This is a genomic window from Saccharopolyspora sp. NPDC045839 (genome assembly GCF_056431645.1).
In genome coordinates this window covers 275,111-300,800 of record NZ_JBWKKH010000007.1, presented here as the reverse complement: position 1 = coordinate 300,800, position 25,690 = coordinate 275,111, and the positions used below count along the sequence as shown (strand labels likewise).

Sequence of the window (25,690 nt, the reverse complement as noted above, 5' to 3'; positions counted from 1 at the left end):
GGGAACCGGAGGGGGCCCCGCCCGTACTGGGGGTCGGGCGGGAAACACCGGGCTTCGCGTTCGCGACGGGGGAGCCGCGTGGGTGGCCGGGGGGACACGGTCGCCCACGCGGATCGGGTGCGGTATCTCGTGGCGCCCCAGGGGGATGGTGGGGAAGGCGGTTCGTTCGGGGGGAGCGAGCCGCCTTCCGCTTTTGTGTTCGGTGGCGTTGCGCACTCGGCCCGTCCGCCAAGATCGATCACGCGTAACCTGGACGCCGTCGTGGACATATCGGACGTACTCCCCTCGGCCACCAGCCCGCCGCCGACGGTGCGCATCAGGCGGCGTTCGCTCGTCGTCCTGGCCGGCCTGCCAGGCGCGGGCAAGAGCACGGTGCTCGGAAAGCTCCGCGGTGGCGCGGACATCTCGACGCTGGACTCCGACCAGGTTCGCGCCGTCCTGCGCAAGGTCCTGCCGAGCCGCCTGCCCTACCGCTACTACCGCCCGCTGGTGCACCTGGTGCACCGCAGCCGCATCGCCTGGCGGTGCGCGCGCACGTCCGGGCCGGTCGTCGCGCACGAGCCCGCGACCCGCGCCACCACCCGCGCGTTGCTGCTGACCTTCGCCTGGCTCACCGGGCGGCAGCGGGTGCTGGTGTGGCTGCACGTGGACCCGCGCGAGGCGCTGGCCGGGCAGCGGGCACGCGGGCGGCTGATCCGGCCCGGATCGTTCCTCCGGCACGTGCACCGGGCCGACCGGATGCACCAGCAGCTGCGCGACGGCGCGACCCCGCGGGGCTGGCACCGGGTGCACCTGTTCACCCGGAACCAGGTCGCCGACGGCCTCCGGCTGGACGTCGTAGCGTGACTTGCGTCCCGTTGTGCCGGGCCACCGCCCCGCTCGCCGATGGCGATCGCTAGGCTGGATGTTCGGCGCAGCGGCAGGATGCCGCGGCGCCAGGCTGAGAATGATCGAGCTGCGGGTGACTGGCAACAGGGTGTGCGTCCAGCTGAGCGCGCGGTTCGAAATGCGCAAGCGGCGCCCCGCGGCGATCTAGGGCTCACGAGCCGACGCCTCGCCGATCACCCCGGACCCCGGGCGGGTAGTTGCAGGGCCGTTTCCGCAGACCATCAGCCCCCTGCCGAGTCCACCGAGGAGATCCGCTTCCAGCATGTCGACATTCGACGAACTTGACCTTGACCCGCGCGTCCGCCAGACGCTCACCGAGATCGGCTACGAGACCCCGTCGCCGATCCAGGAGAAGACCATCCCGCTGCTGCTGGAGGGTCGCGACGTGCTGGGCCTGGCCCAGACCGGTACCGGCAAGACCGCCGCGTTCGCCCTGCCGATCCTGTCCCGCCTCGACCTCGACGCCACCGGCCCGCAGGCCCTGGTGCTCGCGCCCACCCGCGAGCTGGCGATCCAGGTCTCCGAGGCGTTCCAGCGCTACGCCGCGCACATCCCCGGCTTCCACGTGCTGCCGATCTACGGCGGCACCAGCTACGGCCCGCAGCTCGCCGGCCTGCGCCGCGGCGCGCACGTCATCGTCGGCACCCCCGGCCGGTTGATCGACCACCTGGAGAAGGGCTCGCTCGACCTGACCGGGCTCAAGAACCTGGTGCTCGACGAGGCCGACGAGATGCTGCGGATGGGCTTCATCGAGGACGTGGAGAAGATCCTGCAGTCCGTGCCGGCCAGCCGGCAGGTGGCGCTGTTCTCCGCGACCATGCCCGGCGCGATCCGCAAGATCAGCCAGAACTACCTCAACGAGCCGGTCGAGATCTCGGTCAAGACCAAGACCAGCACCGCGACCAACATCAACCAGCGGCACGTCCCGGTGCGCGCGGCGAGCAAGCTGGACGCGCTGACCCGGATCCTCGAGGTCGAGTCGTTCGACGCGATGATCGTGTTCGTCCGCACCAAGCAGCTGACCGAGGAACTCGCCGAGAAGCTGCAGGCCCGCGGCTTCAGCGCGGCGGCGATCAACGGCGACATCGCGCAGGCGCAGCGCGAGCGCACCATCGGTCACCTCCGGGACGGCAAGATCGACATCCTGGTGGCCACCGACGTCGCCGCCCGCGGTCTCGACGTCGAGCGCATCTCGCACGTGCTCAACTACGACATCCCGCACGACACCGAGTCCTACGTGCACCGCGTCGGCCGCACCGGCCGGGCCGGGCGCAGCGGGGAGGCGATCCTGTTCGTCTCGCCGCGCGAGCGGCACCTGCTGCGGTCGATCGAGCGGGCCACCCGCCAGCAGATCCAGCAGATGGAGCTGCCCACCATCGACGCGGTCAACGACCGCCGGCTGGCCAAGTTCGCGCAGAGCATCACCGACATCCTCGCCAAGGGCGGCCTGGAGGTCTTCCAGGAGCTGGTGGCGGAGTACGAGCGGACCCACGACGTGCCGGCCGTGGAGATCGCCGCCGCGCTGGCCGCCATGGCCCAGGGCGACCGGCCGCTGCTGCTGGACCCGGAGCCCGTCGAGCCGCCGGCCCGCCGCGACGGCTCGTCGTTCCACCCGGCCAACTCGGACACCGAGACCTACCGGGTCGAGGTCGGCCGCCGCAACCGGGTCACCCCGCGGGCCCTGGTCGGGGCGCTGGCCAACGAGGGCGGCCTGCCCAGCAAGCACATCGGGCACATCGACATCCGCAACGAGCACACCCTGATCGAACTGCCCGCCGACCTGCCGGACGAGCTGCTCAGCAAGCTGCGCAACACGCAGGTGGCCGGGCGGGGTCTGCGGATCAGCCGCGCCGACGGCGAGTTCATCAACCGCCGCCCGCGCCGCCCCGGCCGGGACGGTGCCCGCGACCGCGACCGCGACAAGCCGCGCCCGCACCGCAAGGGCCAGCGTTCGCCGCAGCCCCGCGCGACGGGCAAGCGCCGCGAGGACTACTCGCACAGCTGAGCGGAAGGGTGGCCGGTTTCCCGGGAAACCGGCCACCCCACCGGGTGACGGCGCCGCCGGGTTCGCGGCCCTCGATCACGCTGGGTTCCCGCACCTGGCGGCAGGTCACCCGGTGGCCGCGCCATTTCTCGTGAAATTGCGCTTCCTAGCCCACGCCGGGCCGGTGACCCGGCCGGTTACCCTCGCATAGGTACCCAGGTACATCCCTCGACTCTGGAGCCCGTGAACCCGTGTTCGACACTCTCTCCGACCGGCTCACCTCGGTCCTGACGAACCTGCGCGGCAAGGGGCGGCTGTCCGACGCGGACATCGACGCCACCGCGCGGGAGATCCGCATCGCCCTGCTCGAAGCCGACGTGGCGCTTCCCGTGGTGCGCAACTTCATCAAGGGTGTCAAGGAGCGCGCCAAGGGTGCCGAGGTCTCGCAGGCGCTGAACCCGGCCCAGCAGGTCATCAAGATCGTCAACGAGGAGCTCGTCACCGTCCTCGGCGGCGAGACCCGGCGGCTGGAGCTCGCGAAGACGCCGCCGACCGTGATCATGCTGGCCGGTCTGCAGGGTTCCGGTAAGACGACGCTGGCCGGCAAGCTCGCCAAGTGGCTCGCGGGGCAGGGCCACACGCCGCTGCTGGTGGCCTGCGACCTGCAGCGCCCGAACGCGGTGAACCAGCTGCAGGTGGTCGGGGAGCGCGCCGGGGTGCCGGTGTACGCGCCGGAGCCCGGCAACGGCGTCGGCGACCCGGTCGAGGTGTCCCGCCGCAGCATCGACGAGGCCCGCCGGGCGCAGCACGACATCGTCATCGTTGACACCGCCGGCCGGCTGGGCATCGACGAAGAGATGATGAAGCAGGCCGCCGACATCCGGGACGCGATCACCCCGGACGAGACCCTGTTCGTGCTGGACGCGATGATCGGCCAGGACGCGGTGAACACCGCGCAGGCCTTCCGCGACGGCGTCGGGTTCTCCGGTGTGGTGCTGACCAAGCTCGACGGTGACGCCCGCGGTGGTGCCGCGCTGTCGGTCCGCGAGGTCACCGGCCAGCCGATCATGTTCGCCTCCAGCGGCGAGAAGCTGGAGGACTTCGACGTCTTCCACCCGGACCGGATGGCCAACCGGATCCTGGGCATGGGCGACCTGCTCACCCTCATCGAGCAGGCCGAGCAGGCCTTCGACCAGGAACAGGCCGAGCAGGCCGCGGCGAAGCTCGGCACCGGCCAGCTGACCCTGGAGGACTTCCTGGAGCAGATGCAGGCGGTCCGCCGGATGGGCCCGCTGCAGAACCTGCTGGGCATGCTGCCGGGCGCGGGCCAGATGAAGGAGCAGCTGGCCAACTTCGACGAGAAGAGCCTGGACCGCATCCAGGCGATCATCCGCGGCATGACGCCCGCCGAGCGGGCCGACCCGAAGATCATCAACGCGTCCCGCCGCCAGCGCATCGCGCGCGGCTCCGGCGTGGCCATCAGCGAGATCAACGACCTGGTCAACCGGTTCTTCGAAGCCCGCAAGATGATGCAGCAGATGGCGGGCGGCTTCGGCTTCGGCGGTGGCGGGGGCAGCAAGAACCGCAAGGGCAAGAAGGGGAAGAAGGGCAAGAAGGGGCGCGGCCCGACGCAGCCCAAGGGCATGCGCGGCCTGCCCGGTGGTTTCCCCGGCCTGCCGCCGGGCGGCATGGGCATGCCGGGCGCGAGCCCGGACCTGTCCAAGCTGGAGGGCGGCATGAACGACCTGCCCGCCGGTTTCGACCCGTCGAAGCTGAACTTCGGCAAGAAGAAGTGACCGCCCTGCACCTCCGCGCCGTCGTGCTGCCCGACGGCGCGCAGCGGGAGCTGTGGGTGCAGGACGGCCGGATCAGCCTGGACCCGGTGCCCGGCGCCGAGACCGTGTTCGACGGCGGCTTCGTGCTGCCCGGCCTGGTCGACGCGCACTGCCACGTCGGCATCGGCCCCCAAGGGCCGGTGGAGCTCGACGAGGCCGTGGCGCAGGCGGAGGCCGACCGCGATGCGGGCACGCTGCTGATCCGCGACTGCGGTGCCCCGGTCGACACCCGGCCGCTGCAGGACCGCGAGGACCTGCCCAGGATCATCCGGGCCGGGAAGCACCTGGCGCGCCCCAAGCGCTACATCCCGTACCTGGCCGATCAGCTGGAGCACGAGGAGCAGCTGCCCGCGGCGGTCGCCGAGCAGGTCGCGTACGGCGACGGGTGGATCAAGCTCGTCGGCGACTGGATCGACCGGTCGGTGGGCGACCTCGCGCCGCTGTGGAGCGACGAGGTGCTGGCCGAGGCGATCTCGACGGCGCACCGGCTGGGCGCCCGGGTCACCGCGCACGTGTTCGGCGAGGACGCGCTGCCCGGCCTGATCAACGCCGGGATCGACTGCATCGAGCACGGCACCGGGCTCACCGACGACACGATCGAACTGATGGCCCGCAACGGCACGGCGCTCGTCCCAACGCTGATCAACATCGAGAACTTCCCGTCGTTCGCGTCGGCCGCGACGAAGTACCCGGCCTACGCGGCGCACATGACCGACCTCTACGCGCGGGCCGACCGGACGGTCGCGAAGGCGATCGAGGCGGGCATCCCGGTGTACGCGGGAACCGACGCCGGCGGCGGCATCGCGCACGGCCTGCTGGCCGACGAGGTGCGCGCGCTGCACCGGGTCGGGATGTCCACCGAGCAGGCGCTCGGCGCGGCGTCGTGGGCCGCGCGCGAGTGGCTGGGCTGGTCCGGGCTGCAGCACGGTGCCGCGGCCGACCTGGTCTGCTACGACGCGGACCCGCGCAAGGATCTGTCGGTCCTGGACCAACCGACGCGGATCGTCCTGCGCGGCAACGTCGTCGGCTGATTCCCCGCCGCGGCTCCCCGAGTGATCTTCCTCGCGCGAAGTCGCAGGTCGTGGCGCCGGAGACGACGTGAGCTCCTGGTGGATGCTTAGGGTGAGCCCGGCAGAGGGGAGCGCAGCGTGGGGGAACAGCCCGAGCGGGAGCCGCGGGAGTTCCCGAAGCACCCCGGGGAACCGATGCGCCCGGTGGAGGACACCACCGACGCCGACCTGCACCCCCGCTTCTGGGAGGCGCAGCTGGAGGCGGCGCGCCGCGGCTCGCTGGCCTGGGGGTTCGCGGCGTTCTTCATCGGCTACGGCGGCTACTACCTGACCGTGCTGATCCTCAACGCCGCCAGGCCGTCCCGGGCCGGCGGTTTCGATCCGACGACGCCGCCCAACACCGGCCCGCTGCTGTTGCTGGCCTTCGCCCCGAACATCCTGCTCGGCCTGGTGCCCGCGGTGTTCTCCTGGTGGCGGGGCAGGGGACTGCGCTCGGATTTCGGCATCCTGCCGAAGCGCCGCGACTTCAAGGTGGGCCTGGCCTGCGGGGGCATCGCGCTGTTCGGCTCCTGGGCGCTGACGCTGGTGATCATCGCCATCTCCGGCCCGCCCCCGGAAACCGACCTGGCGCGGTTGATGCAGGGCGAGCGGACCGTCTGGCTGTTCGTGTTCGCGCTGTTCGCCTTCCTCGGGGCGCCGCTGACCGAGGAACTGCTGATGCGCGGCGCGCTCTGGGGCGCTCTGGAGCACTACCGCATCCCGCGGTACGCGATCCTGGTGCTGACCGCCTTGATCTTCGCCCTGATTCACCAGGAGGTGTGGCGCACACCGGTGTTGTTCTTCGGTGGCCTCGCGATCGGCGCGGCGCGGATGATCACCGGCCGGGTGGCTGCGAGCATGATCGCGCACGCGACGAACAACTTCCTGCCCGCACTGCTGCTGTTCGCCATCGCCGGATGAATATCGCTGCCGTTCGCCGCACCGCCGGGGGTAACCTGGCGGCTTCGCCGGCGTCCGCACGCCGACACGGCCAGGCCGATGGCCGCCGACCGGCACCACGGAGGCGCCCATGAACACCCCGAACCAGTCGGATCCCGCCGCGAACGCGCCGCTCGAGCCCGCCGGGCCCGAGGCCGCACCGACCCGGACCCACCGCTGGGGGCTCGGCGCGTTCTTCTTCGCGCAGGCGATCTTCGTGCTGGTCTCGGTGACGCTCGCGGCCGCGCTGGGCAGCCCGGACGGCATGGCGCTGGTCCTGATGCTGGTGCTGCCGACCGTGCTCGCCGGGACGGTGGCCGTCCTGATCACCGTCGTGCGCGGCAACGGCCCGCGACTGGACTTCGGCCTCGAATGGCGCTGGTCGGACGTCACCACCGGGCTGGCCATCGGCGGCATCGGCCTGGTCACGACGACCATCGCCACGATGCTGTGGGCGCAGTGGATGGGGCCGGACGCGCAGTCCACGGTGAGCGGCCTGCTCGACGGGGTGCAGCTGCCCCCGGCGCTGGCGGTGGTGATCTTCCTGCACGTCTGGCTGGTCGCGCCGCTGTGCGAGGAGCTGCTCTACCGCGGGCTGCTCTGGGGCGCGATGGAACGGCTGCGGTGGAGCCAGCTGAACGTGTTCGTGCTCAGCACGGCCGTCTTCGCCATCGGCCACCTGGAGCCGGAGCGCACCGCGTTGCTGCTGGTCATCGCGATCCCGATCGGCGTCGCCCGGATGGTCACCGGGCGGCTGACGGCGAGCGTGGTCGCGCACCAGGTGAACAACTTCCTGCCCGCGCTCGGCCTCCTGCTGCTCTCGCTGGGTCTGCTCCCGGCCTAGCGCGACGGCCGCCGGACGGGTCCGGGGTCATGGCGGCGGCGGTATCTGGCACAATGGGATGCTGTTCGCCGCGAGGGGTCCCTCTCACCGCTTGTGGCCGCTTTTGACTAAGAGCATTCCACTCCGCTGCCCCACGCGGCTTGGCATGCTCAACCGGAGCACCAACGAGAGTCTGAGGAGCACCAGCACCCGTGGCTGTGAAGATCAAGCTCGCGCGGATCGGCAAGATCCGCGAGCCGCACTACCGCATCGTCGTTGCCGACGCCCGCACCCGCCGCAACGGCCGGGCCATCGAGACGATCGGGCAGTACCACCCGAAGCAGAACCCGAGCGGCATCATCGTCAACTCGGAGCGGGTGCAGTACTGGCTGGGTGTCGGCGCGCAGCCGACCGAGCCGGTGCAGAACATCCTGGAGATCACCGGCGACTGGCAGAAGTTCAAGGGCCTGCCGGGCGCCGAGGGTCGGCTGAAGGTCGCCGAGCCGAAGCCGAGCAAGCAGGAGTTGTTCGAGGCCGCACTGGCCGCCGCCGGCGAGGAGCCCACCACCGAGGCCACCACCCCGAAGAAGAAGGGTGCGAAGAAGGCCGAGGACAAGGCTGAAGAGCAGAAGTCCGAGGAAGGTCAGGCGTGACGGTCCTCGCGGACGCGCTTGAACACCTGGTGCGCGGCATCGTCGACAACCCCGACGATGTCCGCGTCCAGCTGCTCACGACCCGACGCGGTCGCACCCTCGAGGTGCACGTGAACCCGGATGACCTGGGCAAGGTCATCGGTCGCGGTGGTCGCACCGCGACCGCGCTGCGGACCGTGATGTCCGGCATCGGCGGCCGCGGCATCCGGGTCGACGTGGTCGACACCGACCGCTGAGCACGAACATGAGCGAGCCCGAGCTGCAAACCCTGGCCGTCGGCCGCATCGTGCGGCCGCACGGCGTGCGGGGGGAGCTTGTCGTCGAGGTGCTCACCGACAGCCCGGAGCTGCGCTTCGCTCCCGGCTCGGTGCTCGGGATGCAGCGTCGCGGGGTGGTCCGCGCGCAGAACCTGACGGTGACAGCCGCCCGGCAGCACGCCGGGCGGCTGCTCGTGCGTGCGGAGGGCGTCGAAGGCCGGGAGGCCGCCGAGGACCTGCGCGGTGTGCTGCTGACCGTCAGCTCCGACGCCCTCGAACCGACCGACGACCCGGACGAGTTCCACGACCACGAGCTGATCGGCCTGCGGGTCGAGCGGGTCTCCGGTGAAGAGGTGGGCGAGGTGCGGGAAGTCCTGCACACGCCGGCCGGTGAGCTGCTGTCCGTGCGCACCGCCGACGGCCGCGAGGTCCTGGTGCCGTTCGTCGCCGAGATCGTCCCCGAGGTCGATCTCGCCGCCGGTCGACTCGTCGTGGATCCGCCGGAGGGCCTGCTCGAAGCCGAGTGACGCCGGACCGGCAACAGCAAGATCAAACCGCCCCCGCCGCCGGAGCGGGGGTTTTCCTTTTCCGAGGGCCACATGCGCATCGACGTCATCACGATCTTCCCCGACTACCTGGCGCCGCTGCGGGAAGCGCTGCTCGGCAAGGCCATCGAGCGCGAGCGGATCGCGGTCGGCGTGCACGACCTGCGGGACTGGACGCACGACGTGCACCGGGCGGTCGATGACAGCCCGTACGGCGGCGGCCCCGGCATGGTGATGAAGCCGGACGTCTGGGGCGAGGCGCTGGACGGCGTTTGCGGCGCCGCTGCGGGTTCCGCCGACTCCACCGCCCCGGTGCCCCGGCTGATCGTGCCGACCCCGGCCGGGCGGCCGTTCGACCAGCGCACCGCGATCCGCTGGTCCGCCGAGCCCTGGTTGGTGTTCGCCTGCGGCCGCTACGAGGGAATCGACCAGCGGGTGATCGACGACGCCGCCACCCGGATGCCGGTGGAGGAGGTGTCCATCGGCGACTACGTGCTGGTCGGTGGCGAGGTTGCCGCGCTGGTCATGATCGAGGCGGTGGCCCGCCTGCTGCCCGGGGTGCTGGGCAACCCGCTGTCGGCCGAGCAGGACTCGTTCTCCGACGGGCTGCTGGAAGGCCCCTGCTACACCCGCCCCGAGGTGTGGCGCGGGCACGCGGTGCCGGACGTGCTGCGCTCCGGCAACCACGCCGCGATCGCCCGCTGGCGCCGCGATCAGGCGCTGGCCAGGACCTACCTGCGGCGCCCGGAACTGCTGGCCGAGCTGCCGGAGGGGACCCTGAACGCGGCCGACCGAGCGCAACTCGATAAACTGCGGGAGTCGGAGCATTCCGACGAGTCCCGGGATGCCGGAGACGCGCAGCGCTGACCCCGCGTCGGCGGGGGCGGTTCAGACGCCGAAATGCGGATCTGGCACACTGGAACGGTTGATGCAGCCGAATGACGAGTTCGGCGGGCTCACATGCAAGTTCACCCCGTGTCAGGCGGTGCCCACCAGTAGGTCGGGTCATCGACGTTGGAGAACACGGGTGCCTTCGACACGGATGAGGACGGACCACCGATGAACACCCTGGACGCGCTGGACGCCCAGTCGTTGCGTTCCGACATTCCGGCCTTCCGGCCTGGCGACACGCTGAAGGTCCACGTCCGCGTCATCGAGGGTTCGCGCGAGCGGATCCAGGTCTTCCAGGGCGTGGTCATCCGCCGCCACGGCGATGGCATCCGGGAGACCTTCACCGTGCGCAAGATTTCCTTCGGTGTCGGTGTGGAGCGGACGTTCCCGGTGCACACCCCGAACATCGCGCAGATCGAGGTCGCGGCGCGTGGTGACGTTCGGCGGGCGAAGCTGTACTACCTGCGCGAGCTGCGCGGCAAGAAGGCGAAGATCAAGGAGAAGCGCGAGACCGCGCCGGCTTCCTGATCGAAAGCCACTCGGAACCACGACAACGGCCCAGGTGCACGCACCTGGGCCGTTTCGCGTGTCCGGACGCGCTCGTTTTGCCCGGTGGCCGGGGGAACCGGGCGTTCCACCTTTGAGTGATCGCAGGGGGTGTTGTGCCCCACCGCGGTGCCGACGCGAATCGGATGTACCGGAAAAGAGCACGTCACAGAGGCGCCGCGAAGCGGTGGAACTGGCCACCGGAGCCGGGGGAGCGCGACGGCGCCCACCGCGGTTCCAGTAGCCTGGCCGGGTGGCCGACGTCATGCGCAGCGGATCAGCGGAAGACCCCCAGGGTGCGGAGCACTCCAGCGGTGCCCCGGACGTGCCGGGTGGCGCTTCCCGCCGCCGCAAGCCCAAGGACAAGAAGAAGGGCTCGTTCTGGCGCGAGCTGCCGATCCTGATCGTCACCGCACTCGTGCTGACGGTGCTCATCCAGGCCTTCCTGGCCAGGGTGTACGTGATCCCGTCGCAGTCGATGGAGCAGACCCTGCACGGGTGCACCGGCTGCAACAACGACCGGGTGCTGGTGGACAAGATCACCTACCGGTTCGGCGATCCGGAGCCGGGCGACGTCGTGGTGTTCCGCGGCCCGCAGCCCTGGGTGCAGAACGAGTTCGAGGCGGACGAGCCGTCCAACCCCGTCGTCGGCTTCTTCCAGGGCGTGGCGTCGCTGCTGGGCTTCGGCGCCCCGGACGAGAAGGACTTCGTCAAGCGGGTGGTCGCCGTCGGCGGTCAGACGGTGGAGTGCTGCGACGCGCAGAACCGGGTGCTGGTCGACGGCAAGCCGCTCAACGAGCCGTACCTGTACTGGGAGCCCGGCCGCGGGGTCGGCCAGGACGAGTTCAAGGCCGTGACGGTCCCGCCGGGGCACCTGTGGGTGATGGGCGACAACCGCAACGACTCAGCGGACTCGCGGGTGCAGGGCGGTGGCGGCACCAACGGTGCGGTGCCGGTCGACAACGTGATCGGCAAGGCTCAGCTGATCGTCCTGCCGCCGACCCGCTGGCAGAGCATCCCGGAGCCGAACCCGCAGACCACCGCGCTGGGCGCGCCCGCCTGGCAGACCGGGGTGCCGTTGGGCGTCGGTTTCGCCGCGGCGTTCCCGACGCTCTGGCTGGGTCGTAGGCTCGTCGGTGTGGTGAAACAGCGACGGTCATCGGAGTGACGTCGACGTGACGGTGGCGGCGTTCCGGCCGCCGAGGTCGGTGATCCGGCGCAGCAGCGGTAATTGGGCCCTTCAGAGCGCGTTGGACCGCCGCGGCCTCGGGCCGGTGGCAGGTGTGGACGAGGCCGGGCGCGGTGCGTGCGCCGGCCCGCTCGTGGTGGCGGCGTGCGCGCTCCGCCCGGGCGACGCGCGGCGGTTCGACGGGCTGACGGACTCGAAGGTGCTCTCGGAGGCCGACCGGGAGCGCCTGTACGGCCGCATCACCGAGCGTGCCCTGAGCTGGTCGACCATCGTGATCTCGGCCGAGGACGTCGATGCGCTCGGCATCCACGTGGCGAATCTGGAGGGCATGCGGCGGGCGGTCGCGCAGCTGACCCCGCACCCCGGCTACGTGCTGACCGACGGCTTCCGGGTGTCGGGGCTCGCGACGCCCAGCGTGGCCGTCGTGAAGGGCGACCTGGTCGCGGCCTGCGTGGCCGCGGCGTCGGTGCTGGCGAAGGTGACCCGGGACCGGATGATGACCGCGCAGCTGCACACCGAGTTCCCGGACTACGGGTTCGACGAGCACAAGGGGTACAGCACGCCGGTGCACTCGGCCCGGCTGAAGCAGTTCGGCCCCTGCGTCGAGCACCGGTGGTCCTATGCGAACGTGGTGGCAGCGGCGCAGCGGCACGGGATGCGCTCGCCGCGAACCGTGACGAGCAAGCCCGGGTTGTTCGATGCTTCCGACAGGGATGTGGTGGACAATGAGGCGTTGTAGTCCGAACGGCAATGCAGAAGGGCTCGCACAGCGATGAGCGCCGAGGATCTCGAGAAGTACGAGACCGAGATGGAGCTGCAGCTCTACAAGGAGTACCGCGACATCGTCGGGCAGTTCACCTATGTCGTGGAGACGGAGCGGCGCTTCTACCTGGCCAACGCGGTGGACGTGCAGGTGCGCAACTCCGACTCGGAGGTCTACTTCGAGGTGGCGATGTCGGACGCGTGGGTGTGGGACATGTACCGCCCGGCGCGGTTCGTCAAGAACGTGCGGGTGATCACGTTCAAGGACGTCAATGTGGAGGAGCTGGACAAACCGGACCTGCGGCTGCCGGAGAGCGGCCCGTTCGGTTCCTGATCCCGGTCTCGAGGAAGCTCGGGCGGCCCGAAATCCGGCCGCCCGAGCTTTTTCATGCGCGCAGGCCGGTCGGTCGTGGCGGCGCCGCTGATCTTGCAAATTGCGCAGTGGGCAAAGCGTTTTTGGTTCGGAAGTGTGCCGTCCCCACTCGTCGGGGTGAGCCGAGTTGTCCACAGGGGATTGATTAGTCCACAGATTCCGGAATATCACTGGATATCGGCTTCGCTTCCGGGCACGTTGGATTCATCGACGTGCCCGGAACCGTTGGCGCAGTTGGCGAAAATCGCTCACATGCGCCCGGGGATACCGGCACGGGAAACCTGAATCCCGAACCGAGGAGGAAGCCGTGCGCCGGAAGAAGGTCGTGGGCCTGCTGTCGGATGACGACACCAGGGGCCGCAGACACGCGTTGGGAATCGAAGGGGAGCGGCTGGCGGCCGTGCTCCTGGAACGCCGCGGTCTGACCGTGCTGGACCGGAATTGGCAGTGCCCGCAAGGAGAACTCGACATCGTCGCCACCGACGGCAACACGGTGGTGTGCTGCGAGGTCAAGGCCCGTTCCGGCGTCGACTACGGCGGACCGGAGTACGCGCTCGTGCCGGAGAAGATCAACCGGATCAGGAACGCGGCCCGGTCCTGGCTGGCCGCGCGCCGATTGGTGGGTTGCCGGGTGCGGTTCGACGTCGTGTCGGTGCTGTGGCCACCGGGCAAGCGCCCCCGCGTCAAGCATCTCGAGGGGGTGTTCTAGATGGCGCTGCGGAAGACGTGGGCGGTCGCGCTGTTCGGAGTGGACGGCGCGCTCGTCGAGATCGAAGCCGACGTGCGCAAGGGGGGACTGCCATCGGTGCAGCTCCTCGGGCTGCCCGACACGGCCCTGCAGGAATCGAAGAACCGGGTGCGCGCGGCGATCCAGAACTGCAAGGAGGACTGGCCGGCCAGCTGCGTGACGCTGGCGTTGTCCCCGGCCGCGATGCCCAAGACCGGCACGTCGTACGACCTGGCGCTGGCCTGCGCGGTGCTGGCCGGGGCGGAACTGGTCCCGCCACACCGGCTGGCGGGCACGGTGTTGTTCGGCGAGCTGGCCCTGGACGGGCGGATCAGGCCGGTCCGCGGGCTGCTGCCGGCGTTGCTGACGGCGCGACGGGAGGGCATGCGCCGCGCGGTGGTGCCGGCCGGCGGGTTGGCCGAGGCGCATCTCGTGGAGGGCATCGACGTGCTCGGCGCCGACCACCTGCGGGACGTGGTGGCCTGGTTGCGCGACCTCGGCGAGCTCGACCGCCGCCCGCCACCGGACGCCGAGCCGCCTGCCGAGGACGATGCGCCGGACCTCTCCGACGTGCTCGGCCAGCCCGAGGCGAGGTGGGCCCTGGAGGTCGCCGCGGCGGGCGGTCACCATCTGCTGATGGTCGGGCCGCCGGGCACCGGCAAGACGATGCTGGCCAAGCGCCTGAGCGGGCTGCTGCCGAGCCTGACAGTGCCGGAGGCGCTGGAGGTCACCGCGATCCGCTCGATCGCTGGTGACCTGTCCGAGTCGGCGACGCTGATCCGGACGCCGCCGTTCGTCGCGCCGCACCCCTCGCTGTCGATCCCGGCGCTCATCGGCGGCGGCACCGGGTTGGCGAGGCCGGGTGCGGTCAGCAGTGCGCATCGCGGGGTGCTGCTGCTGGACGAGGCCTGCGAGTTGGGTGCGAAGCGGTTGGAGGCGTTGCGCACGGCGCTGGAGGAAGGCGAGGTCCGGCTGGCGCGGCGCGACGGCACGCTGCGCTACCCGGCGCGGTTCCAGCTGGTCCTGGCGACGAACCCGTGCCCGTGCGCGCCGGCTCGGGACCTCGACTGCCAGTGTCCGCCGCAGGTTCGGCGGCGCTACCTCGGCAAGTTGTCCGGGCCCCTGCTGGATCGGGTCGACCTGCGGGTCCGGATGCGCCCGATCACCGCGATGACCGTGCAGGCAGGTGCCGAGCCGGAGGGCAGCGCGGTGGTGCGCAAGCGGGTGGAGAACGCGCGAGCGGCGGCCCGGCAGCGGTGGTCCGCGCACGGGTGGCAAACGAACACGGAGGTGCCGGGGCCGGTGCTGCGGCGCGAGTTCGCGCTGCCCGCGGCGGCAACGGCGTTGCTGGACCGCGGGCTGGAGGTCGGCGCGATCACGGCGCGCGGTGCGGATCGGTGCCTGCGCGTCGCCTGGACGCTGGCCGACCTGGACGGCCGGGATCGACCGGATGCGGAGCACGTGGCTGCGGCCTTGGAGTTCCGGGACAGGAGGGCGGCGTGATGGCTCGATGGGCGTCGATGGGGGAGCGGTCGAAGCGGGAACTGCTGGTAGCCAGGGCCTTCCTGGGCGCCGTCGCCGAACCGCCGGCTCCGGCGCTGGCCAGGTTCGTCACGGAGTACGGCCCTTGCCGCGCGGTCGGCCTGATCCAGCGCGAGAAGGCGCCGGCGGATGTCACGGCGGAGGTCGAGGCGCGGCGGTGGCACGTGTCGGGTGAACAGCTGCTGGTGGCGGCCGAGGCCGCCGGTGTCCGGCTGCTCGTGCCGGAGGCCCCGGAGTGGCCGCGCGAGGCGTTCGACGGCCTGTTCGGGGCGAGATCGGTCGACCTGCCGGGGATCGCCGAGCCGATCGCGTTGTGGGTCCGCGGCAAGGCGGTGCTGGCCGAGGCGGCGGAGCAAGCGGTGGCCATCGTCGGCGCCAGAGCCGCCACCGGCTACGGCGAGCACGTGGCGGCGGAGTTCGGCCACGGGCTGGCGGCGGCGGGGTTCACGGTGGCTTCCGGGGCGGCGTACGGCATCGACGGCGCCGCGCATCGGGGCGCGCTCGCCGCGGGCGGCCTGACGGTGGCGTTCCTCGCCTGCGGCGTCGACGTCGACTACCCGGCCGGGCACGGCAGGTTGCTGCGCGCCATCGCCGAACAGGGCGCCGTCGTGAGCGAGTATCCGCTCGGCACGCCGCCGCGGAAGCACCGCTTCCTGGTGCGCAACAGGCTGATCGCCTCGTTCGGCAGCGCGACGGTGGTGGTCGAGGCGGGCGCGCGCAGCGGCGCCGCCAACACCGCGCACACCGCGGATGCCTTGGGAAGGCCCGTGCTGGCCGTGCCCGGGCCGGTGACCTCGAAGAATTCCGTTGGTTGCCACGGGATGGTGCGGTCCGGTCAGGCCGTGCTGGTCACCCGAACCCAGGAGGTCCTGGAAGCGCTGAGCCCGCTCGGCGCGCAACTGCCGGTGGAAGTCCCCGCCCAGTCGCGCCGGACCGACGCGCTGCATCCCGATGCGCGGCGCCTGCACGATGCGCTGACCGGCATCGATTGCGCCAGCGCGGACGAGCTGGCGCGGGATTCGGGGCTGCCGCTGGGCAAAGTCCGGGCGTTGCTGCCGGAGCTGGAGCTGGCCGGGTTCGTGGCGCGGTCCGAACGGGGGTGGTCGATGACGGGGTCATGACTTCGATGCAGATGCGCCTCCCGTCGCGCAAGATGATTCGCATACCGGTCAAGTGATCATGATTTCGGCGTGGCGATGCTTGACCGACGCCGGTCGAACGGCCAGCTTCGATGCATGGCCCGCATACGTTCCGCCGAACCGCGAAGACCGGATCTTCGCGCGGCTCGGGCGAAACTGCCCGAGCCGCTCGGAACCGCGGTCGACGCGTTCGAAAGACACCTCGCCGCGGAACGCGGGCTATCCGCGCACACCGTTCGCGGATACATCGGCGACATCGTCTCGTTGCTGGGGCACCTCGTCGGCTCGGCCGACGATGCAACCCTTGCTGCGCTGGACGTTTCCGTCCTGCGGGAATGGCTTTCGGCGCAGCACGCGCGCGGAGCGGGCCGGGCGACGCTCGCCCGGCGGACCGCGTCGGCCCGCACGTTCACCGGGTGGGCGTTCCGCGCCGGGCTGCTGCCCGTCGATCCGGGCCCGCGGCTCGCGGTTCCGTCGAAGCAGCGGAAACTGCCCGCCGTGCTGCGCGTTGACCAGGCAGGTTCGGCGATGCAGGCTTCGGCGGTGGGTGCGGAACAGGGGGACCCGGTGGCCTTGCGGGACCACGCGGTGCTCGAACTGCTGTATGGCACCGGAATCCGCGTCGCCGAGCTCTGCGGGCTGGACGTCGACGACGTCGATCGCGAGCGCCGGCTGGTCCGCGTGATCGGCAAGGGTGACAAAGAACGCGCTGTGCCGTTCGGCGTACCGGCGGAACAGGCGCTCGGCCGCTGGGTTTCCGCTGGTCGGCCGAGTCTGGTCCGGGAATCGTCGGGTGCCGCGTTGTTCCTGGGTGTCCGAGGTGGACGGCTCGACCCGCGTGCGGTGCGCCGCACCGTCCACGACGCGGTCGGCGTGGTTTCCGGTGCCCCGGACGTCGGTCCACATGGGCTACGTCACTCGGCTGCGACCCATTTGTTGGAGGGCGGTGCGGACCTCCGTAGCGTTCAGGAGTTGCTTGGTCACGCTACGCTCGCAACGACCCAGCTTTACACCCACGTGACCGTTGAACGGCTGAAGGCGATCCATGACCGAACCCACCCCCGTTCCTGACCACACCGGGGGCGGCGCCGACACGGTGGCCGCGAGATCGACCTCGGTACCGGTGACTGCCCGTGATCAAGGCGGTGGAACCAACGGCCACGTCGGCGACCGCCTCGCGCGCCGGCTGTCCGTGGCGACCGCCGAGCCTGCCAGGCCTGCCGCGGGCAGGGACCAGCGCAGCGGAGACGAGGTCGAGGCCGGGATAGTCGCGCTGTGGCAGGCGTTCGGCCAGCGCCGCGACCAGGAGCTGCGCGACCGGCTGGTGCTGCACTACGCGCCGCTGGTCAAGTACGTGGCGGGCCGCGTCGGCACCGGGCTGCCGTCGCACGTCGAGGTCTCCGACCTGATCCAGTCCGGGATCTTCGGGCTGGTCGACGCGATCGAGAAGTTCGAACCGGAACGCGGCCTGAAGTTCGAGACGTACGCCATGCAGCGCATCCGCGGCGCCATCCTCGACGACCTGCGGGCCCAGGACTGGGTGCCGCGGTCGGTGCGCAGCCGCGCCCGCGACGTGGAGCGGGCGCTGGAGCGCCTGGAGGCGAAGCTGCAGCGCACCGCGACCGATGCGGAACTGGCCGGCGAGCTCGAACTATCGCTCGACGAACTGCGCGAGCTGTTCGCGCAGCTGCAGATGACCAGCGTGATCGCGCTCGACGACCTGATCGGCGCGGGAACGGCGCAGGCGTCGCTGGCCGAAACGCTGCCCGACGACCGGGCCGAAGACCCGGTCGCGGCCCTGGTGGACCGGGACAGCCGGCGCCAGTTGGCCGAGGCGGTGGAGCGGCTCAGCGACCGGGACCGCGTGGTGGTGACCCTCTACTACTTCGAGAACCTGACGCTGGCTGAGATCGGGAAGGTGCTCGGCGTCACCGAATCGCGGGTCTGCCAGCTGCACACCCGCGCGGTCCTGCGCCTGCGCACCAAGCTCACCGAACAGGCCTGATCGGCGGCTCGGCGGGGACCGACGCGCCGGTCCCCGCCGAAGAACGCCACGGCACCGCTGTCACCGCCACGGCTTGAGCCGGACGTGGCCGAACCCGAGCAGGCGCAGCGGGTCGAGGTAGTTCAGGCGTTGCCGAGCGCCCCAGTGCAGGCACGCCCGCGGCGGCTCGGCGGCGCACTCCGGATGTCCCGGTTCCAGGTGGCCGATCGGCTGCCCACGGGTGACCTGGTCGCCGACCGAGACGCCCGGCGCGACCGGCTCGTAGGTGGTGCGCAGGCCGCCGGTGTGCTCGATGGAGACCAGGTTCCGGTCCACCATCCAGCCCGCGTAGACGACCACGCCGTCCCCGGCGGCCAGCACCGGTTGGCCGACCTCGCCTGCGAGGTCGACGCCTCGGTGACCCGGGCCGAAGGCGTGTGCCGGCGCCTCGAAGGGGCGAACGACGGCAGGAGGCGGCGCCAGCGGCCAGCCGAACAACGCGTTCGCCGAAGGCGAGGCGCGCAGTGGCGCGCCGGGCATCGGCAGTGCCGGCTCCGCGGCAGGCAGCCCGCGGGGCGGTTCGAGTTCGGAGGGGAGGCCGAGGGTTGCGGCGGCACCGCAGCAGACGAGTGTGGAGATCAACAAGCGCATGGTGCAACGGTGGCCGCCGGCGGTCCAGGTGAACAGGGGGAAAACCAGATCTGTGGACAAACCAGGCCGCTGTGGACAACTCGCAGTCCACGATCGGGTCAGCCGGGACGTCCAGTACACTGTCAACGCGGTTTCGTGTCCGCACGGATCGACTTCGCGTGCCCGCACGCCATGCCTGCGCAAGTGGCCCGACCTCGCGGTCGGCCGCCGAGCGGAACAGTACCGAGTTCAATGCCTCGGATGCTGCTGCTCTCGCAGGGTGCCGGTGCTCCCGCGGTCCCGAGCTCGTCGAGCGAGGGTGGGGGCGACCGGGCGGGTACCAGGGCGACGGACCACCCGGTCTGTCGCGGCAACCGAATCGCGCGCCAACCGGCGCGCCCGACTCAAGAGGTGCGAACCAGGCCATGGCCGTCGTCACCATGAAGCAGCTGCTCGACAGCGGCGTGCACTTCGGGCATCAGACCCGGCGCTGGAACCCGAAGATGAAGCGCTACATCTTCACCGAGCGCAACGGCATCTACATCATCGACCTGCAGCAGACGCTGACCTACATCGACGGGGCGTTCGACTTCGTCAAGCAGACGGTCGCGCACGGCGGGACGATCCTGTTCGTCGGCACCAAGAAGCAGGCGCAGGAAGCGATCGCCGAGCAGGCCCTGCGGGTCGGCATGCCGTTCGTGAACCAGCGCTGGCTGGGTGGCATGCTCACCAACTTCCAGACCGTCCACAAGCGTCTGCAGCGTCTCAAGGAACTCGAGACCATGGAGCAGACCGGGGGCTTCGAGGGCCGCACCAAGAAGGAAATCTTGATGCTGACCCGCGAGAAGGACAAGCTCGAGAAGACCCTCGGCGGTATCCGCGACATGAGCAAGGTGCCCAGCGCCGTGTGGATCGTGGACACCAAGAAGGAGCACATCGCCGTCGGTGAGGCCCGGAAGCTGGGCATCCCGGTCGTCGCGATCCTGGACACCAACTGCGACCCGGACGAGGTCGACTACCCGATCCCGGGCAACGACGACGCGATCCGCTCCGCCGCCCTGCTGACCCGCGTGGTCGCCGACGGTGTCGCCCAGGGCCTGATGGCCCGCAGTGGCCGCACCAACGGTGCCCCGGAGGGTGAGGAGAAGCCGGCCGGTGGCGAGCCGCTGGCCGAGTGGGAGAAGGAGCTGCTGGCCGGCTCCGGCCAGGCAGCCGGCTCCGGCCAGGCCGCCGAAGCCACCACCGAGGGCGGCGAGCAGGCCGCGCAGTCCTGAGTCCGCTTGCCGCGCGCCGGTCGTGAAGGTCGGCGCGCGGCGCGGTCCGGCTACCCGTCAGACGATCTGGCGGGTGCCACCCGGGCCGGGTTCGCATCCCCGCTGAGCTGGTTGAACGCCACGGGACGCGGCCCGGCCGATGTCTGCAAGACCTTCGAAGCTGCGTACTCAGAGGGACGGATAACGCACGATGGCGAACTTCAGTGCGGCCGACGTCAAGCGTCTTCGCGAGCTGACCGGCGCCGGCATGATGGACTGCAAGAAGGCTCTTGAGCAGGCCGACGGCGACTTCGACAAGGCCGTCGAGAGCCTGCGCATCAAGGGCGCCAAGGACGTCGGCAAGCGCGCCGAGCGCGCCACCGCCGAGGGCCTGGTCGCCGCCGATGGCGGTGTGCTGATCGAGCTGAACAGCGAGACCGACTTCGTCGCCAAGAACGACGAGTTCATCGAGCTGGCCAACAAGATCGTCGCCGCGGTCAAGGCCGCCGGCGCCGGTGACCTGGAAGCCGCCCTGGCGGCCCCGCTGGACGGAAAGACCGTCTCCGAGGTCATCCAGGAGCTGTCGGCCAAGATCGGCGAGAAGCTCGAGCTGCGCCGCGTCGCCAAGTTCGATGGCGAGGTGGCCACCTACCTGCACCGCCGCTCCGCGGACCTGCCCCCGGCGGTCGGCGTGCTGGTCGAGTTCACCGGTGGCAACGCGGACGCCGCGCGCGGTGCCGCGATGCAGGTCGCCGCGCTCAAGCCGAAGTACCTGAGCCGCGACGACGTCCCGGCGGACATCGTCGCCAACGAGCGGCGCATCGCCGAGGAGACCGCGAAGGCGGAGGGCAAGCCGGAGCAGGCGCTGCCGAAGATCGTCGAGGGTCGCCTGAACGGGTTCTTCAAGGAGAACGCGCTGCTGGACCAGCCGTCCGTGCAGGAGAACAAGAAGACCGTCAAGGCCCTGCTCGACGAGGCCGGCGTCACCGTCACCGGTTTCGTCCGGTTCGAGGTCGGCCAGGCCTGACCGGTCGCTGTTCGGCGGCACGCCGGGCGGCACCCCGATCAGGTGGTGCGCCGCCGGTTCACCGGGTGAGGTGAAACCGGTGGGGACCCGGCGGCCGCGACTCACGGCATCAGCGCCCCGCCTTCGTTCGCAAGGCGGGGCGCTTTCGCAAGATCACGGCGCCGGAACCCGGTGCCGCTGTCGGCGAGCGGAGCGATCCGCGCAAACTTAGAGCGAAACCGAACTTCGCGGGAGGAATCCAGTGACCGACGGCCCAGCGCACCGCGGCTACAGCCGGGTGCTGCTCAAATTGGGCGGCGAGATGTTCGGCGGGGGCAGCGTCGGGATCGACCCGAACGTGGTCGGCGCGGTGGCCCGGCAGATCGCCGAGATCGTCGCCGATGGCGTCGAGGTGGCCATCGTGATCGGCGGCGGCAACTTCTTCCGCGGTGCCGAACTGCAGCAGCGCGGCATGGAACGCGCGCGCGGTGACTACATGGCGATGCTGGGCACCGTGATGAACTGCCTGGCACTGCAGGACTTCCTGGAGCGCGAGCACGGCATCGACACCCGGGTGATGACCGCGATCACCATGGGGCAGGTCGCCGAGCCCTACATTCCGCGGCGCGCGATGCGGCACATGGAGAAGGGCCGCGTGGTCATCTTCGGCGCCGGCACCGGCATGCCGTACTTCTCCACCGACACCACCGCGGCGCAGCGGGCGCTGGAGATCGGCTGCGAGGTGGTGCTGATGGCCAAGGCGGTCGACGGCGTCTACACCGCCGACCCGAAGACCACCCCGGACGCGCAGCTGTTCGACAGGATCACGCACCGCGAGGTGCTGGAGCGCGGGCTGAAGGTCGCCGACGCGACCGCCTTCAGCCTGTGCATGGACAACCACATGCCGATCCTGGTGTTCAACCTGCTGGAAGAGGGCAACATCGCCCGCGCCGTCGGCGGTGAGAAGATCGGCACGCTGGTCAGCACCCCGGCCGAGCAGCAGGCCTGAGCGACGCGCATCCGAGGCCGTGCCGGGTGACCACCCGAGCGACCCGGCCCGTCGCCCCACCAGGGGTGCTGGAATCCTGATCTGGGGTGGCCCGCCCTGGGGCGGCGCTGCGCAGCAGGCGACACTACGAATGTCCACCGGTCGGCAGACTTAAGGAGCAGCCGTGATCGACGAAGCTCTTCTCGAAGGCGAGGAGAAGATGCAAAAGGCGGTGGAGGTGGCCAAGGACGACCTGGCCACCGTCCGCACCGGCCGTGCGAACCCCGCGATGTTCTCCAGCATCGTCGTCGACTACTACGGTTCGCCGACGCCGTTGAACCAGCTCGCCAGCGTCTCCGTGCCGGAGGCGCGGCTGGTGGTCATCAAGCCGTACGACGCCAGCCAGCTGGCGGCGATGGAGAAGGCCATCCGCGACTCCGACCTCGGCGTGAACCCGTCCAACGACGGCCAGCTCATCCGGGTCGCGATTCCGCAGATGACGGAGGAGCGCCGCAAGGAGATGGTCAAGCTCGCCAAGCACAAGGGCGAGGAAGGCAAGATCACCATCCGGGGCATCCGCCGCAAGGTCAAGGAAGAGATCGACCGGATCGTCAAGGACGGCGAGGCCGGCGAGGACGAGGGCACCCGCGCCGAGAAGGAGCTGGAGAACCTCACGCACCGCTTCACCGGCCAGATCGACGAGCTGGTCAAGCACAAGGAAGCAGAACTTCTCGAGGTCTGAGTGGTGACGGCCGGCCAATGCGAAGGTGAGTCCGGAATGTCCGCAGACAGCCCGGACCCGCCTTCGCGTCCTTCCCGGGCCGGACGCGATCTCCGTGCCGCCATCGGCGTCGGGGTAGTGCTCGGTGCCGCGATCATCCTTTCGCTGCTGATGGTGCGGTTCGTATTCATCGGCATCGTCGCCGCCGCGGTGGCGGTGTCCACCGTCGAGCTGGCGAACGCGCTCAAGCGCGGTGCCGACATCCGCATCTCGCTGGTCCCCGTGCTGGTGGGCGGGCAGGCGATGTTGTGGCTGTCCTGGCCGTTCGGCCTGCGCGGAACGCTGGTGGCGTTCGTCATCACCGTGCTGGCGTGCCTGGCGTGGCGGTTCCGGCACGGCGTCGACGGCTACGTGCGGGACGTGACCGCATCGGTGTTCACCGCGGCCTACGTGCCGTTGTTCGCCGCGTTCGCGGCGATGCTGGTGCGGCCGGAGGACGGTGCCTTCCGGGCGCTGTGCTTCATGATCGGCGTCGTCGCCTCGGATACCGGCGGCTACGCGTTCGGCGTGCTGTTCGGCAAGCACCCGATGGCGCCGAAGATCAGCCCGAAGAAGTCCTGGGAGGGCTTCGGCGGGTCGATGCTGGTCGGCGTGGTGGCCGGGGTCCTCTCGGTGACCCTGATGCTCGACGGCCAGTGGTGGCAGGGCGCGCTGTTCGGGGCTGCGCTGGTGTGCACCTCGACGCTGGGCGACCTGATGGAGTCGCTGATCAAGCGCGACCTCGGCATCAAGGACATGGGCAACCTGCTGCCCGGGCACGGCGGCCTGATGGACCGGATGGATTCCCTGCTGCCGTCGGCCGCGGCCGCCTGGATGATGCTCTTCTGGCTCGTCCCGGGCTGAGGAACCCCGGGTCGGGGGTACCCGATTTCAGTGGAAATCGGACCTTCGATTTCCATTGAGGTTTTTCATCCTGAAACGGCGCCCGATGTGCCGTGACCGCGCACGCTGCCGCCAAGCGCCGGAGGCGTTTTCGGATCCGCGCAACGGCGCCGCCGCGGGTTCACTGCGCCCGTGCCCTGGGGCACTCCAGGGCGAGGACGGCCCCTCCGCCGCGTATTGGACAGGGGCGCCTGCGGTCCAGGAAGCGTCTGAGGTTCCGCTACCCGCACCGCCATCCAGAACGAGGCCGGAAAGCCTCATCGAAATCGCGTCGGAGAGAGGACCGTGATGCGTACCTGGCGGAAGCAGGCGCGGCCGCAGGTGACACCGAGCCCGAACATCTGGCACTGGCCCGAGCTCTTCGAACTGGAGAACCGCGCGCAGGACTCCACCGGCGCGTTGTGGCAGGCGCTGCGGGAGCGCTGCGACTGGGACGGGCTGGACGTCGTCGACATCGGCTGCGGCGACGGCTTCCACCTGCCGCTGTTCGCCGCCGCGGCCAGGACGGTCATCGGCATCGAGCCGCACCCACCGCTGGCCGAGCGGGCCCGTGCCCGGATGGCGGGCACGCCGGGCGTGGACGTCCGCATCGCGCCCGCCCAGCAGCTGCCGCTCGCCGACGCCAGCGTCGACCTGGTGCACGCCCGCACGGCGTACTTCTTCGGTCCCGGCTGCGAACCGGGCCTGGCCGAGGCGGAGCGGGTGCTCCGCCCGGGCGGGATGATCGCGATCGTCGACCTGGACGCGTCGAGCTCGCCGTACGGTGACTGGATGCGGGCGGACGCGCCGCAGGTCGACCCGCAAGCGATCGAGTCGTTCTTCCAGCGCCACGGCTTCGACAGCGCCTCCGTGGACACGCTGTGGCGCTTCGACGACCGGGAGACCCTCGAAAAGGTGCTGGGCATCGAGTTCTCCGCGAAGGTCGCCGCCCGCGCGGTTCGCGAGGTGCCCGACCGCACGGTTCCGGTCGGCTACCGCGTCCGGACCCGCCGCAAGCCGACCGGCCTGCTGCGCGCCTGAACGATGTAATGGTTGAAGTGGCCTAGTCCCTGACGCCAGGGTGAGACCCATGCCTGCTACCAGCACGAACGGGGTCTGTCCCGGGGACCGCGCGCGGTGGGCGGTGCTGTCCCGGCACCGGACGTCGCAGGGCGAGGTCACCTACCGGGTGTGCTTCTGCGGCCGGATCGGAGTTTTCCTCGACGACCGCGAGGTGCGCTCGCCGACGAGATCTCCGGCGAGGTGATCGATGCGGTTCAACGACTACGGCGGCGAGGCGGCCTGCCTGGCGGCCGATCTCGTCAACGCGGTCGGCCCGCTGACCGCCGAAGCGCTGGAGCCGATCCTGTCCGCGCGCGGCGTCGCGGGAGGTGCGCTGGACGCCGAGCAGGTCCGCGACTTGGCGCTCTGGTGCGATCGGCTCGGCCGTTGCTTCGATCCGCAGGACCTGGAGCGGCGGTGCGGCGAGATCAACCAGTTGCTCGCCGAAACCGCGAGCCAGCCGTACATCTCGCTGCACGACGGGCACCCGCACCTGCACTACAGCGCGCCGGGTGCGGACCGGGCGGCCCACATCCGTGCGGTCACGGCTGCCGGGCTCGCCTACGTGGTCTGCTTCGCAGGGGCGGATCGCCTCGGCCGGTGTGCGCGCGAGGCCTGCGACCAGGCCTTCGTGGACACTTCCCGGAACGGCCGGCGGGCCTACTGCTCCCTGCGCTGCGCGAACAACGATGCGGTGGCCCGCCACCGGGCCAGGGTCGCGGGCCGGTACGGCATCTGAGCCGGAGCTCAGCCCTGTTCGGGCAGGTGAGCAGCGGTGATCTCGGATTCGACGGCCCAGCCGAGGGTGCGGTGGAGGGCCAGGCCCTCCGCGGTGGCCACGAGCACCGACCGCGTGGCCCCGCTCTCCGCCGCCGCGCTGCCGAGCGCTCGCATCACGTATCGGCCGAGCCCGCGCCGACGGTGCTCGACGTGTTGAGCACGAACCGAGCGCGGTGCCCCGGCGCGGGCGGACATTTCTGGCG

The 25,690-nt window shown here is 70.8% G+C and carries 29 protein-coding genes; 27 read left to right on the top strand and 2 right to left on the bottom strand.

Translation table 11 applies throughout. The features are described from left to right. The first annotated feature begins 261 nt into the window (after positions 1–261). The 19 genes from AC07EQ_RS13440 (at position 262) to whiG (ending at position 18,147) form a co-directional block, all read left to right on the top strand. Positions 262–846 (top strand): AAA family ATPase, encoded by a 585-nt coding sequence (locus tag AC07EQ_RS13440; protein WP_478388241.1) that lies wholly within the window; start codon positions 262–264, stop codon positions 844–846. Positions 847–1,150: 304 nt separating this feature from the next. Further along, positions 1,151–2,893, top strand: coding sequence for a DEAD/DEAH box helicase (locus AC07EQ_RS13435; protein ID WP_478388240.1), 1,743 nt, complete (start codon positions 1,151–1,153; stop codon positions 2,891–2,893). A gap of 230 nt (positions 2,894–3,123) precedes the next feature. Continuing rightward, positions 3,124–4,668 (top strand): signal recognition particle protein, encoded by a 1,545-nt coding sequence (gene ffh, locus AC07EQ_RS13430; RefSeq protein WP_478388239.1) that lies wholly within the window; start codon positions 3,124–3,126, stop codon positions 4,666–4,668. Continuing rightward, positions 4,665–5,738 carry a metal-dependent hydrolase family protein gene (locus AC07EQ_RS13425; protein ID WP_478388238.1) on the top strand — a complete coding sequence of 358 codons (1,074 nt, stop codon included), beginning with the start codon at positions 4,665–4,667 and terminating at the stop codon, positions 5,736–5,738. Before ffh ends, AC07EQ_RS13425 begins: the two co-directional genes overlap by 4 nt. 117 nt (positions 5,739–5,855) lie before the next feature. After that, a complete protein-coding gene (locus AC07EQ_RS13420; protein WP_478388237.1) occupies positions 5,856–6,677 on the top strand; it encodes a lysostaphin resistance A-like protein in 822 nt (273 codons plus the stop codon). 109 nt (positions 6,678–6,786) lie between these two features. Then, the gene (locus AC07EQ_RS13415) at positions 6,787–7,539 is read left to right on the top strand and encodes a lysostaphin resistance A-like protein (RefSeq protein WP_478388236.1); all 753 of its coding nucleotides are present in this window, start codon (positions 6,787–6,789) and stop codon (positions 7,537–7,539) included. A gap of 191 nt (positions 7,540–7,730) precedes the next feature. After that, a complete protein-coding gene (gene rpsP / locus AC07EQ_RS13410) occupies positions 7,731–8,171 on the top strand; it encodes a 30S ribosomal protein S16 (RefSeq protein ID WP_132484878.1) in 441 nt (146 codons plus the stop codon). Continuing rightward, positions 8,168–8,407 (top strand): RNA-binding protein, encoded by a 240-nt coding sequence (locus AC07EQ_RS13405; RefSeq protein ID WP_010305954.1) that lies wholly within the window; start codon positions 8,168–8,170, stop codon positions 8,405–8,407. Before rpsP ends, AC07EQ_RS13405 begins: the two co-directional genes overlap by 4 nt. Before the next feature lie 8 nt (positions 8,408–8,415). Next, entirely contained in the window at positions 8,416–8,955 is a 540-nt protein-coding gene (gene rimM / locus AC07EQ_RS13400) for a ribosome maturation factor RimM (protein ID WP_478388235.1), read from the top strand. 72 nt (positions 8,956–9,027) lie between these two features. Beyond that, positions 9,028–9,840: a tRNA (guanosine(37)-N1)-methyltransferase TrmD gene (trmD, locus tag AC07EQ_RS13395; protein WP_478388234.1), complete on the top strand. Its 813-nt coding sequence runs from the start codon at positions 9,028–9,030 to the stop codon at positions 9,838–9,840. Positions 9,841–10,032: 192 nt separating this feature from the next. Next, entirely contained in the window at positions 10,033–10,392 is a 360-nt protein-coding gene (gene rplS / locus AC07EQ_RS13390; protein ID WP_132484884.1) for a 50S ribosomal protein L19, read from the top strand. Positions 10,393–10,663: 271 nt separating this feature from the next. Continuing rightward, positions 10,664–11,578: a signal peptidase I gene (gene lepB, locus AC07EQ_RS13385; RefSeq protein ID WP_478388233.1), complete on the top strand. Its 915-nt coding sequence runs from the start codon at positions 10,664–10,666 to the stop codon at positions 11,576–11,578. Between the two features lie 7 nt (positions 11,579–11,585). Continuing rightward, positions 11,586–12,338, top strand: a complete 753-nt coding sequence (locus tag AC07EQ_RS13380) for a ribonuclease HII (RefSeq protein WP_358582143.1) — start codon at positions 11,586–11,588, stop codon at positions 12,336–12,338. A 33-nt stretch (positions 12,339–12,371) separates the two neighbouring features. After that, complete coding sequence (locus tag AC07EQ_RS13375; RefSeq protein WP_009943624.1) at positions 12,372–12,695, top strand: DUF2469 domain-containing protein; 324 nt, start codon at positions 12,372–12,374, stop codon at positions 12,693–12,695. Positions 12,696–13,041: 346 nt separating this feature from the next. Further along, on the top strand, positions 13,042–13,443 hold the full coding sequence (locus AC07EQ_RS13370; protein ID WP_478388232.1) for a YraN family protein: 402 nt from the start codon (positions 13,042–13,044) through the stop codon (positions 13,441–13,443). Further along, positions 13,444–14,964, top strand: coding sequence for a YifB family Mg chelatase-like AAA ATPase (locus AC07EQ_RS13365; RefSeq protein WP_478388231.1), 1,521 nt, complete (start codon positions 13,444–13,446; stop codon positions 14,962–14,964). It begins immediately after the preceding gene. Next, complete coding sequence (dprA, locus tag AC07EQ_RS13360; protein ID WP_478388263.1) at positions 14,964–16,124, top strand: DNA-processing protein DprA; 1,161 nt, start codon at positions 14,964–14,966, stop codon at positions 16,122–16,124. Before AC07EQ_RS13365 ends, dprA begins: the two co-directional genes overlap by 1 nt. Positions 16,125–16,238: 114 nt before the next feature. After that, on the top strand, positions 16,239–17,213 hold the full coding sequence (locus tag AC07EQ_RS13355; protein ID WP_478388230.1) for a tyrosine recombinase XerC: 975 nt from the start codon (positions 16,239–16,241) through the stop codon (positions 17,211–17,213). Next, complete coding sequence (gene whiG, locus AC07EQ_RS13350) at positions 17,188–18,147, top strand: RNA polymerase sigma factor WhiG (RefSeq protein WP_478388229.1); 960 nt, start codon at positions 17,188–17,190, stop codon at positions 18,145–18,147. The genes AC07EQ_RS13355 and whiG overlap by 26 nt, the downstream gene beginning before the upstream one ends. Before the next feature lie 60 nt (positions 18,148–18,207). Here whiG and AC07EQ_RS13345 read toward each other — a convergent pair whose 3' ends face one another. Beyond that, positions 18,208–18,777: a M23 family metallopeptidase gene (locus AC07EQ_RS13345; protein ID WP_478388228.1), complete on the bottom strand. Its 570-nt coding sequence runs from the start codon at positions 18,775–18,777 to the stop codon at positions 18,208–18,210. A 404-nt stretch (positions 18,778–19,181) separates the two neighbouring features. Between AC07EQ_RS13345 and rpsB the strand changes: the two genes are divergently transcribed. The 8 genes from rpsB to AC07EQ_RS13305 all read left to right on the top strand — a co-directional run bounded on the left by rpsB (position 19,182) and on the right by AC07EQ_RS13305 (position 25,446). Then, on the top strand, positions 19,182–20,030 hold the full coding sequence (gene rpsB / locus AC07EQ_RS13340) for a 30S ribosomal protein S2 (protein WP_132484898.1): 849 nt from the start codon (positions 19,182–19,184) through the stop codon (positions 20,028–20,030). A gap of 190 nt (positions 20,031–20,220) precedes the next feature. Further along, positions 20,221–21,036 (top strand): translation elongation factor Ts, encoded by an 816-nt coding sequence (gene tsf / locus AC07EQ_RS13335; protein WP_132484900.1) that lies wholly within the window; start codon positions 20,221–20,223, stop codon positions 21,034–21,036. Positions 21,037–21,277: 241 nt separating this feature from the next. Beyond that, a complete protein-coding gene (gene pyrH / locus AC07EQ_RS13330; RefSeq protein WP_093262788.1) occupies positions 21,278–22,024 on the top strand; it encodes a UMP kinase in 747 nt (248 codons plus the stop codon). Between the two features lie 163 nt (positions 22,025–22,187). After that, positions 22,188–22,745: a ribosome recycling factor gene (gene frr / locus AC07EQ_RS13325; protein WP_132484902.1), complete on the top strand. Its 558-nt coding sequence runs from the start codon at positions 22,188–22,190 to the stop codon at positions 22,743–22,745. Between the two features lie 36 nt (positions 22,746–22,781). Continuing rightward, positions 22,782–23,627: a phosphatidate cytidylyltransferase gene (locus tag AC07EQ_RS13320; RefSeq protein ID WP_358582128.1), complete on the top strand. Its 846-nt coding sequence runs from the start codon at positions 22,782–22,784 to the stop codon at positions 23,625–23,627. 327 nt (positions 23,628–23,954) lie between these two features. Continuing rightward, on the top strand, positions 23,955–24,686 hold the full coding sequence (locus tag AC07EQ_RS13315; RefSeq protein ID WP_478388227.1) for a class I SAM-dependent methyltransferase: 732 nt from the start codon (positions 23,955–23,957) through the stop codon (positions 24,684–24,686). A 49-nt stretch (positions 24,687–24,735) separates the two neighbouring features. Then, complete coding sequence (locus AC07EQ_RS13310) at positions 24,736–24,912, top strand: hypothetical protein (RefSeq protein WP_478388226.1); 177 nt, start codon at positions 24,736–24,738, stop codon at positions 24,910–24,912. Between the two features lie 3 nt (positions 24,913–24,915). Next, positions 24,916–25,446 (top strand): CGNR zinc finger domain-containing protein, encoded by a 531-nt coding sequence (locus AC07EQ_RS13305; RefSeq protein WP_478388225.1) that lies wholly within the window; start codon positions 24,916–24,918, stop codon positions 25,444–25,446. A gap of 8 nt (positions 25,447–25,454) precedes the next feature. Here the strand turns inward: AC07EQ_RS13305 and AC07EQ_RS13300 are convergent, their stop codons facing one another. Beyond that, entirely contained in the window at positions 25,455–25,682 is a 228-nt protein-coding gene (locus tag AC07EQ_RS13300; RefSeq protein ID WP_478388224.1) for a GNAT family N-acetyltransferase, read from the bottom strand. Positions 25,683–25,690: the final 8 nt, after the last annotated feature.